Source organism: Pseudomonas sp. P4_B4, from assembly GCF_056402255.1.
In genome coordinates, this window is the sequence record NZ_JBFUHS010000065.1 from 1 (window position 1) to 10,140 (window position 10,140).

Consider the following 10,140-nt stretch of genomic DNA (forward strand, 5'->3'; position numbering starts at 1 on the left):
CCTCGAGAGGCCGAGTGGAGGTTCTGCGCAGTGGGCAACCCGGCATGGATGCCGGGTTAGCCGCCGCCGGCCATGGATGGCCGATGGCGGCGGGCCCACGGAGCAGGACCGGAGCGAGGGCATGCCGAGCCTTGGCGAGGCACCGAACGTCAGGGGCAAGAGCCCTTGGTTACTTGGGGCTTATCCAAGTAACCCGCCGTAAGGGCGGAACCATAAGCGGCCGTTACCGCAGCAACGGATATGTACACCATCAACAATAAGGTCAGAAAAGCGGTGACATCCGTCTATGACCACAAATCCCGACACCATTGATCAACTATTTACAAAGCTTCCTAACTATTGCGTTGACATTCGCTGCCTAGGCAGTAACATCTCGACATACATTCACTGCCTAGGCAGCTAATTGGTGGTCAGATGAAACATTTCTCTCCAGAAGATTTCCAGAATTGCCATCTCGGTCTGTTGCTCGGACGCGCCGCGCTGCTCAAGGACCGGATCATCGACACCCACATGGAACCCCACGGCATCACCGCCGCGCAGTTCAAGGTGTTGATCATCATCGCCCAGTTCGGCGTCGATTCGCCGGGCGAATTGTGCCGTCATCTGTCCCTCGACAGCGGCTCGATGACGCGCATGCTCGATCGTCTGGAACAGAAGGGTTTCCTTGCCCGCCAACGCTCCGAGGCAGATCGCCGTCAGGTGCAGCTTGTGCTCACGGAAGAAGGGCAGAAGCTCGCCGGACTGTTGCCGCACATCGGCGCCGAAGCCATGAATGAACTGGCCGGTGCCATCACTCCAGAAGAGCTGAAAACCCTGGAGCTGATCCTGAAGAAAATTTTGGTGGCAGCCGGTGACGCGATCACCCTGCTGCGGGTAGGTGACAAATGAGCAGTAACCCCTTGCGTACCGGCCTGAGCCTGGTGCTGTTGGCCATGAGCGTCGCCGGTTGCGCCAGTTACAGCGGCCTGAAAACCGAAGGCGTCAACCTCGATGCGAAGAGCCTCAAGGCAGGGCAATCCCTCAGCGGTGTGACGTTGTCGCCGGCCGCCTGGCCGAAAAGCGACTGGTGGAAAAGCCTCGGCGACCCGCAGCTCGACGGCCTGATCCGCGAGGCCCTGCGCGACAGCCCGGACATGCAGATCGCCGACGCCCGTGCCCATCAGGCCAGCGCTGCCGCTTCCGCCGCCGACGCCGAGCGGATGCCGACCCTGGATGCCAGCGCCGGTGTCAGCCGCTCACGCCTGGCCCGGGACCAGGACCCGCGCGGGCAGGGCGACACGTACGCCACCGTGCGTAACATCGGCACCAGTTTTAATTACAACTTCGATCTCTGGGGTGGTCAGCGCGATGCCTGGGAAGCCGCTCTGGGCCAGGCCCGTGCCGCCGAAGTCGACCAGCAGGCTGCGCAACTGACGCTGGCCGCCGATGTCGCCCGGGCCTACAGCGATCTTGGCCAAGCACACATCGTCTACGACCTGTCCAGCGAAGACCTCAAGCGCACCCGGCAAATGCTCGACCTGAGCCAGCGGCGCCTGACTGCCGGGATCGACAGCCAGTATCAGTTCCAGCAGACCGAAAGCCTGGAGGCCACTTCCCAGGCCAACCTGATCGACGCCGAAAAACGCCTGAACAGCGCGAAAATCGCTCTCGCGGTGCTGCTCGGCAAAGGCCCTGACCGCGGCAATGAAATTGCCCGCCCGAACATTCTTCAGCCGAGTGCGGTAGCGCTACCTTCGGTGCTGCCGGCCGAGTTGCTCGGGCGTCGCCCGGACCTGGTGGCCGCGCGCTGGCGGGTCGAGGCGGCGAGCAAAAGCATCGACGCCGGCAAGACCCGGTTCTATCCCAACTTGAACCTCAGCGCCGCTGCCGGCGCCGAATCCTTGCTGGGCGATGCGATGTTTGGTTCGGCCAGCCGCTTCTTCAGCATCGCACCGACGATCTCTGTGCCGATTTTCGACGGTGGCCGCTTGCGCGCCGACCTCGATTCGCGCGACGCCGATTACGACCTCGCCGTGGCGCAGTACAACAAAAGCCTGGTGAAGGCGCTGGGGGATGTCAGTGACAGCATCAACCAGCTGCGTGATATCGGCCGGCAGATCGCTGCCCAGCAGCACGCCACCGACATCGCCCAGGATTCCTACAACACCGTGGTCCAGCGTTACGGTTCCGGCATCGGCAACTACCTGGACGTGCTCAGCATCGAGCAGCAACTGCTCCAGGCCCAGCGCCAACTCGCCAACCTGAATGCCGAGCAGATTGACCTGTCGATCCAACTGATGCAGGCGCTGGGCGGCGGTTTCCAGCCTGAGGCCATCGCCTCGGCCAACGCCACGCCAGCCACGCTGACCCGTTAATTCAAGGTACTTGTCATGGCCACTGCCGATACAACTCAACCTCCTGAAAACATCCAGGGCAACCCCAATTCGGGCAAGCGCAAGTTCATGCTGCTGGTCCTGGCGGCCGCCGTCGTGCTGAGCGGCGCGGGCGTCTGGGCCTACCACGAGTTTTACGGGCGCTGGAGCGAAAGCACCGACGACGCCTATGTGAACGGCAACGTGGTGGAAATCACGCCGCTGGTCACTGGCACCGTGGTCAGCATCGGCGCCGATGACGGCGATCTGGTCCATGAAGGCCAGGTGCTGGTGAACTTCGACCCGAACGATGCCGAAATCGGCCTGCAAAACGCCCAGGCCAATCTGGCGCGCACCGTGCGTCAGGTGCGTGGCTTGTACAGCGATGTGGATGGCATGAAAGCCCAGGTCAACGCCCAGAAAGCCGAAGTGCAAAAGGCCCAGGACAACTTCAACCGGCGCAAGAACCTCGCCGCCGGCGGGGCGATCTCCCAGGAAGAGCTGTCCCACGCCCGCGACGACCTGACCTCGGCGCAAAACGCCCTGGCCAACGCCGAACAAAAGCTCAAGACCACCAGTGCGCTGGTCGATGACACCGTGGTTTCATCGCACCCGGACGTGATGGCCGCCGCCGCGCAATTGCGTCAGGCGTACTTGAACAACTCGCGCAGTACGCTGATTGCACCGGTGACCGGTTACGTGGCCAAGCGTTCTGTACAACTTGGCCAGCGCGTACAACCGGGTACCGCGCTGATGGCGGTGATTCCCCTGGATCAGCTGTGGATCGACGCCAACTTCAAGGAAACCCAGCTGCGTGACATGCGCATCGGCCAACCGGTGGAGATCGAGACCGACCTGTATGGCAGCAGCGTGAAATACAGCGGCACCATCGACAGCCTCGGTGCCGGGACCGGCAGCGCCTTTGCCTTGCTGCCGGCGCAGAACGCCACCGGCAACTGGATCAAGATCGTGCAACGCGTGCCGGTACGGGTTCACGTCAACGCCGAGGAACTGGCCAAACATCCGCTGCGGGTCGGTCTGTCGACCATGGTCGCTGTGGACCTGCACGATCAGAGCGGGCCGGTGCTGGCGCAACAGCCACCGCAGAAGGCTTCGTTCAGCACCAACGTCTACGATCGTCAGTTGGCCGAGGCCGACGCGATGATCACTCAACTGATCCACGACAACAGCGCCGCGGTCAGCAAAACCGCGCAACGCTGATTCGCCAATCCGTCAGCTGCACCGGCAACCGGCGCAGCGCCAGACCTGTTTCAAAGGATTCGCGATGAGCAATAACGCGTCTTTCACACCGCCCAGCCTGCTGCTCAGCACCATCGGCCTGTCGCTGGCGACCTTCATGCAAGTGCTCGACACCACCATCGCCAACGTGGCGTTGCCGACGATCTCCGGCAACCTGGGCGTGAGTTCGGAGCAGGGCACCTGGGTCATCACCTCGTTCGCCGTGAGCAACGCCATCGCCTTGCCGCTGACCGGCTGGCTCAGTCGGCGTTTCGGCGAGGTGAAGCTGTTTGTCTGGGCGACACTGCTGTTCGTGCTGGCTTCGTTCCTGTGTGGGATTTCCACCTCGATGCCGGAACTGGTGGGCTTCCGCGTGCTGCAAGGGGTAGTGGCCGGGCCGCTGTACCCGATGACCCAGACCCTGCTGATTGCGGTCTACCCCCCGGCAAAACGGGGGCTGGCGCTGGCGCTGTTGGCGATGGTCACGGTGGTCGCGCCGATTGCCGGGCCGATCCTCGGCGGCTGGATCACCGACAGCTACAGCTGGCCGTGGATTTTTTTCATCAACGTGCCGATCGGTCTGATCGCGGCATGGGTGGTGACCCAGCAGATGAAAAAGCGCCCGGTGGTCACCAGCCGCCAACCGATGGATTACGTCGGCTTGATCGCGCTGATCATTGGCGTCGGGGCGCTGCAGATCGTGCTCGACAAGGGCAACGATGCCGACTGGTTCGAATCCAGCTTCATCGTGATCGGCTCGGTGATTTCGGTGGTGGCCCTGGCGTTCTTCGTGATCTGGGAAATGACCGACGAACACCCGGTGGTCAACCTGCGCCTGTTCGCCCATCGCAACTTCCGCTACGGCACCATCGTACTGATCCTGGGCTATGCCGGGTTCTTCGGGATCAACCTGATCCTGCCGCAGTGGCTGCAAACGCGGCTGGGCTACACCGCGACCTGGGCCGGTTTTGCCGTGGCGCCGCTGGGAATCCTGCCGGTGCTGCTGGCGCCGTTTGTCGGTAAGTCCGCACCGAAATTCGATATGCGCCTGCTGGCGGGCGGGGCGTTCCTGGCTATCGGTCTGAGTTGTTTCATGCGCGCCGGCTTCACCAATGAAGTGGACTTCCAGCACATCGCACTGGTGCAGTTGTTCATGGGGATCGGCGTGGCGCTGTTCTTCATGCCGACCCTGACCATCCTGCTCTCGGACCTGCCGCCGAGCCAGATTGCCGACGGTTCGGGGCTGGCGACATTCTTGCGGACCTTGGGCGGTAGTTTCGCGGCGTCGTTGACCACCTGGATCTGGATTCGTCGGGCGGATCAGCATCATGCCTACCTGACCGAAAGCATCACCCCGTTCGATCCGGCGACCCGCGAAGCACTGACCAACCTGGGCGGGGCAGGGGCCAAGGCCTATACGCAACTGGAGCAGACGGTGATCAGCCAGGCGTACATCATGTCCACGGTGGACTACTTCACCTTGCTGGGCTGGATGTTCTTCGGGCTGATATTGATCGTGTGGCTGGCCAAGCCGCCGTTTACGGCCAAGGCCGGGCCTGCGGCCTCAGGACACTAAGGCAACACATAACCTGTGGGAGCGGGCAAGCCCGCTCCCACAGGTTTTTGTGTTCAGCTGTTAGTTGGCGGGTGCTGCCAGTTGCGGTGGCGGAGTGAAGTCAAAGGGAGCCAGCGCAAACCCTTGCTCATCCACCTGCAACGCCCACCCTTGACGATCCCAATCCCCCAGCACAATGCGCCTGGCCGCTTGCTCGCCAAGCTGCAACTTGTGAATCGCGGGGCGGTGGGTGTGCCCGTGGATCAAGGTCTTCACGCCGTATTCCTGCATGATCCGCGGAATCTCTTCGGGCGTAACATCGACAATGTCATTGGCCTTTATCCGCGTTTGCGCACGGCTTTCACTGCGCAGCTTGCGCGCCAGCTTGTGTCGGGTGCGTAGCGGCAGATGCCGCAGGATGAACAGGGTGATCGGGTTGCGCAGGTAGCGACGCAGCTTCATATAGGCTTCGTCGCGGGTGCACAGGCTGTCGCCGTGCATCAGCAGCACCGGCTCGCCGTTGAACTGCACGACACTCGGATCCTTCAGCAGGGTACAGCCGGCTGCTTTGCAGAAGGCCTTGCCGAGCATGAAGTCGCGATTGCCGTGCATCAGAAAAATGGCCGTGCCGCTGTCGCTGAGGTCGCGCAGGGCCTGGCAGATGGAGCGCTGGAAGGGGGTCATGGCGTCGTCGCCAATCCACACCTCGAAGAAGTCGCCCAGAATGTACAACGCACTCGCCGAGCGGGCGCGTCCGGCGAGCAAATCCAGAAACGCCCGGGTAATGTCCGGGCGCTCCTCTTCCAGATGTAAATCTGAAATCAGCAATATCACTCAATGATCTCGGCTTTCTCGATGATCACGTCGTCTGCTGGTACGTCCTGGTGGCCGGCCTTGGAGGTGGTGGCCACGCCTTTGATCTTGTCGACAACGTCGGTGCCGGCGGTCACTTTACCGAATACCGCGTAGCCCCAGCCCTGCACGTTCTTGCCGCTGTGGTTCAGGAAGCTGTTGTCGGCCACGTTGATGAAGAACTGCGCGGAAGCCGAATGCGGCTCCATGGTGCGGGCCATGGCGACGGTGTACTTGTCGTTGGAAAGGCCGTTGTCAGCTTCGTTCTGGATGCTTGGGCGCTTGTCTTTCTTTTCTTTCATGCCTGGCTCGAAACCGCCGCCCTGGATCATGAAGTTACCGATGACACGGTGGAAAACGGTGTTTTCGTAGTGACCGGCTTTAACGTACTCGACGAAGTTGGCCACGGTGATCGGGGCTTTGTCGGCGTTCAGTTCGAGGACGATGTCGCCATGGTTGGTAGTCAGTTTGACTTGGGTCATGATCGGTACTCTTTTGAGATGAAGCATATCTAAGGAATTCGTGGTTTTGGGACATTCCGTCCCGCAACCGGTTCAGCCTGTCTCGGCCAAGGTGCGCAGTTTAGCGTGACAGGCACGAATTTCGAGGCTGTTTTTTCATTTACGGCCTATTAAATGCGACGGTTTACAGAGTGCGCTCTGTCAGGTACTTGACGGCATCGGCTATGATAGCGGCTTTGTTTTGTCCGGCCTTCATTACGGCCACGCACTTGTACGTTCAAGGATCCTATGAGCAAGCCCACTGTCGACCCTACCTCGAATGCCAAGACCGGCCCTGCCGTGCCGGTCAACTTCCTGCGGCCGATCATCCAGGCAGACCTGGACTCGGGCAAGCACACGCAGATCGTCACCCGTTTCCCGCCTGAACCCAACGGCTACCTGCACATCGGCCACGCCAAGTCGATCTGCGTGAACTTCGGCCTGGCCCAGGAGTTCGGCGGCGTCACGCACCTGCGTTTCGACGACACCAACCCGGCCAAGGAAGACCAGGAATACATCGACGCGATCGAAAGCGACGTCAAATGGCTGGGCTTCGAGTGGTCCGGCGAAGTGCGCTACGCCTCGCAGTATTTCGACCAGTTGCATGACTGGGCGGTGGAGCTGATCAAATCCGGCAATGCCTACGTCGACGACCTGACCCCGGAGCAAGCCAAGGAATACCGTGGCAGCCTGACCGAGCCGGGCAAGAACAGCCCGTTCCGCGACCGCTCCGTGGAAGAGAACCTGGACCTGTTCGCCCGCATGAAAGCCGGCGAGTTCAAGGACGGCGCACGGGTGCTGCGGGCCAAGATCGACATGGCCTCGCCGAACATGAACCTGCGTGACCCGATCATGTATCGCATCCGTCACGCTCACCACCACCAGACCGGTGACAAGTGGTGCATCTACCCGAACTACGACTTCACCCACGGTCAGTCGGACGCCATCGAAGGCATCACCCATTCGATCTGCACCCTGGAGTTCGAAAGTCACCGTCCGCTGTACGAGTGGTTCCTCGAGCATCTGCCGGTGCCGGCCAGCCCGCGCCAGTACGAGTTCAGCCGCCTGAACCTGAACTACACCATCACCAGCAAGCGCAAGCTCAAGCAACTGGTCGATGAAAAGCACGTCAACGGCTGGGACGACCCGCGCATGTCCACGCTGTCGGGTTTCCGCCGCCGTGGCTACACGCCGAAATCGATCCGCAACTTCTGCGAAATGATCGGCACCAACCGTTCCGACGGCGTGGTGGACTTCGGCATGCTCGAATTCAGCATCCGTGACGACCTCGACCACAGCGCGCCGCGCGCCATGTGCGTGCTGCGTCCGCTGAAAGTCGTGATCACCAACTACCCGGAAGGCCAGGTCGAGAACCTCGAACTGCCGTGCCACCCGAAAGAAGACATGGGCATGCGCGCGTTGCCGTTCGCCCGTGAAATCTACATCGACCGTGACGACTTCATGGAAGAGCCGCCGAAGGGCTACAAGCGCCTGGAGCCGGCCGGTGAAGTGCGTCTGCGTGGCAGCTACGTGATCCGCGCCGACGAAGCGATCAAGGACGCCGATGGCAACATCGTCGAACTGCGCTGCTCGTACGATCCGGACACCCTGGGCAAGAACCCTGAAGGCCGCAAGGTCAAAGGCGTGGTCCACTGGGTGCCGGCCGCTGCCAGCGTCGAGTGCGAAGTGCGTCTGTACGATCGTCTGTTCCGCTCGGCCAACCCAGAGAAGGCCGAAGACAGCGCCAGTTTCCTGGACAACATCAACCCTGATTCGCTGCAGGTACTCACCGGTTGTCGTGCCGAGCCTTCGCTGGGCAATGCACAGCCGGAAGACCGTTTCCAGTTCGAGCGCGAAGGTTACTTCGTCGCCGATCTCAAGGACTCGAAACCAGGTCAGCCGGTGTTCAACCGTACCGTGACCCTGCGTGATTCGTGGGGCCAGTGATTTAGCGTCAAGGAAAAAACGTGCTTACGATCTACAACACGCTTACCAAGAGCAAAGAAGTCTTCAAGCCGCTCGATGGCAACAAGGTGCGCATGTACGTGTGCGGCATGACCGTGTACGACTACTGCCACCTGGGCCACGGCCGCAGCATGGTCGCGTTCGACCTGGTGACGCGCTGGTTGCGCTTCAGCGGCTACGACCTGACTTATGTGCGCAACATCACCGACATCGACGACAAGATCATCAACCGGGCCAATGAGAACGGCGAGTCGTTCGAAGCCCTGACCGAGCGCATGATCGCGGCGATGCACGAAGACGAAGCGCGCCTGAACATCAAGAAGCCGGACATGGAGCCGCGCGCCACGGATCATATCCCGGGCATGCACGCGATGATCCAGACCCTGATCGACAAGGGCTACGCCTACGCCCCGGGCAATGGCGACGTGTACTACCGCGTCGGCAAGTTCATGGGCTACGGCAAGCTGTCGCGCAAGAAGATCGAAGACCTGCGCATCGGCGCCCGCATCGAAGTCGACGAGTCCAAGCAGGACCCGCTGGACTTCGTATTGTGGAAAGCCGCCAAGCCAGGCGAGCCAAGCTGGGAATCGCCGTGGGGCGCCGGGCGTCCGGGCTGGCACATCGAATGCTCGGTGATGTCCACCTGCTGCCTCGGTGAGACCTTCGATATTCATGGCGGCGGCAGCGACCTTGAGTTCCCGCACCACGAAAACGAAATCGCCCAGAGCGAAGCGGCCACCGGCAAGACCTACGCCAACGCGTGGATGCATTGCGGCATGATCCGTATCAATGGCGAGAAGATGTCCAAGTCCTTGAACAACTTCTTCACCATTCGCGACGTGCTCGACAAGTACCACCCGGAAGTCGTGCGTTACCTGCTGGTGTCGAGCCACTACCGCAGCGCCATCAATTACTCGGAAGACAACCTCAAGGACGCCAAGGGCGCTCTCGAGCGTTTCTACCATGCGTTGAAAGGCCTGCCGAACGTGGCGCCAGCGGGCGGTGAAGCCTTCGTCGAACGTTTCACCCAGGTGATGAACGACGACTTTGGCACGCCGGAAGCCTGCGCTGTGCTGTTCGAGATGGTCCGCGAGATCAACCGCCTGCGCGAGAGCGATCTGAACGCAGCGGCCGGTCTGGCAGCCCGTTTGAAAGAGCTGGCCAGCGTGTTGGGTGTGTTGCAGCTCGAAGCCGATGACTTCCTGCAAGCCGGCGCCGAAGGGCGCGTGGACGCAGCCGAAGTCGAGGCGCTGATCGCAGCGCGCCTGGCGGCACGTGCCGGCAAGGACTGGGCCGAATCCGACCGCATCCGCGACCAGCTCACCGCCATGGGCGTGGTGCTGGAAGACGGCAAGGGCGGTACGACCTGGCGTCTGGCTGACTGATTGCTGTCTTTGTTACAGACAAAACCCGCCTTGTGCGGGTTTTTGTTTTGTGCGCCCAGCATGGGCGCAATCTTGCGGGTGAAAGTCCCGTCGTAAGCTGACCACAGCGAACGAAGTGAAGCGCAACTGCATGAGGGCGACCGAGTGTGGGGAGGAAGCGTGAATCGAAACCGCGAGCCGATGGACAAGAACCGGATATAAGGCGAAGCCGATCAGGGCGAGCGAGCAAAAGATCGCGAAGCTCTTGTGGTCAAGGATCAGGCTGCGTAAATCCGGCGGTTGTGCGGGGAAGG

9 protein-coding genes are annotated in these 10,140 nt (G+C 61.4%); 6 read left to right on the forward strand and 3 right to left on the reverse strand.

The genetic code is table 11. The features are described from left to right. Window positions 1-414: 414 nt before the first annotated feature. The 4 genes from AC1DVE_RS30770 (at window position 415) to AC1DVE_RS30785 (ending at window position 5,166) form a co-directional block, all read left to right on the forward strand. Window positions 415-888, forward strand: a complete 474-nt coding sequence (locus AC1DVE_RS30770) for a MarR family winged helix-turn-helix transcriptional regulator (protein WP_223453913.1) — start codon at window positions 415-417, stop codon at window positions 886-888. After that, complete coding sequence (locus AC1DVE_RS30775; protein ID WP_223453914.1) at window positions 885-2,354, forward strand: efflux transporter outer membrane subunit; 1,470 nt, start codon at window positions 885-887, stop codon at window positions 2,352-2,354. Before AC1DVE_RS30770 ends, AC1DVE_RS30775 begins: the two co-directional genes overlap by 4 nt. 15 nt (window positions 2,355-2,369) lie before the next feature. Then, entirely contained in the window at window positions 2,370-3,572 is a 1,203-nt protein-coding gene (locus AC1DVE_RS30780) for an HlyD/EmrA/EmrK family protein (RefSeq protein ID WP_223453916.1), read from the forward strand. A 64-nt stretch (window positions 3,573-3,636) separates the two neighbouring features. After that, complete coding sequence (locus AC1DVE_RS30785) at window positions 3,637-5,166, forward strand: DHA2 family efflux MFS transporter permease subunit (RefSeq protein WP_477784425.1); 1,530 nt, start codon at window positions 3,637-3,639, stop codon at window positions 5,164-5,166. A 60-nt stretch (window positions 5,167-5,226) separates the two neighbouring features. Here AC1DVE_RS30785 and lpxH read toward each other — a convergent pair whose 3' ends face one another. Both lpxH and AC1DVE_RS30795 read right to left on the reverse strand, forming a co-directional pair. After that, window positions 5,227-5,979: a UDP-2,3-diacylglucosamine diphosphatase gene (gene lpxH, locus AC1DVE_RS30790; RefSeq protein ID WP_223453919.1), complete on the reverse strand. Its 753-nt coding sequence runs from the start codon at window positions 5,977-5,979 to the stop codon at window positions 5,227-5,229. Beyond that, complete coding sequence (locus AC1DVE_RS30795; protein ID WP_223453921.1) at window positions 5,976-6,479, reverse strand: peptidylprolyl isomerase; 504 nt, start codon at window positions 6,477-6,479, stop codon at window positions 5,976-5,978. The genes lpxH and AC1DVE_RS30795 overlap by 4 nt, the downstream gene beginning before the upstream one ends. 267 nt (window positions 6,480-6,746) lie before the next feature. Between AC1DVE_RS30795 and AC1DVE_RS30800 the strand changes: the two genes are divergently transcribed. Further along, window positions 6,747-8,444 (forward strand): glutamine--tRNA ligase/YqeY domain fusion protein, encoded by a 1,698-nt coding sequence (locus AC1DVE_RS30800; RefSeq protein WP_477784426.1) that lies wholly within the window; start codon window positions 6,747-6,749, stop codon window positions 8,442-8,444. A 20-nt stretch (window positions 8,445-8,464) separates the two neighbouring features. Beyond that, a complete protein-coding gene (cysS, locus tag AC1DVE_RS30805) occupies window positions 8,465-9,847 on the forward strand; it encodes a cysteine--tRNA ligase (RefSeq protein WP_007970481.1) in 1,383 nt (460 codons plus the stop codon). Window positions 9,848-9,859: 12 nt separating this feature from the next. Here the strand turns inward: cysS and AC1DVE_RS30810 are convergent. Next, on the reverse strand, window positions 9,860-10,140 hold a 281-nt coding region (locus AC1DVE_RS30810; protein WP_477784427.1), incomplete at its 5' end, for a hypothetical protein.

Bases quoted from the DNA above. Each gene is read 5' to 3' on its own strand.
- AC1DVE_RS30770 (WP_223453913.1), top strand. From the start codon at position 415: ATGAAACATTTCTCTCCAGAAGATTTCCAGAATTGCCATCTCGGTCTG.
- AC1DVE_RS30775 (WP_223453914.1), top strand. From the start codon at position 885: ATGAGCAGTAACCCCTTGCGTACCGGCCTGAGCCTGGTGCTGTTGGCC.
- AC1DVE_RS30780 (WP_223453916.1), top strand. From the start codon at position 2,370: ATGGCCACTGCCGATACAACTCAACCTCCTGAAAACATCCAGGGCAAC.
- AC1DVE_RS30785 (WP_477784425.1), top strand. From the start codon at position 3,637: ATGAGCAATAACGCGTCTTTCACACCGCCCAGCCTGCTGCTCAGCACC.
- AC1DVE_RS30795 (WP_223453921.1), bottom strand. From the start codon at position 6,479: ATGACCCAAGTCAAACTGACTACCAACCATGGCGACATCGTCCTCGAA.
- AC1DVE_RS30800 (WP_477784426.1), top strand. From the start codon at position 6,747: ATGAGCAAGCCCACTGTCGACCCTACCTCGAATGCCAAGACCGGCCCT.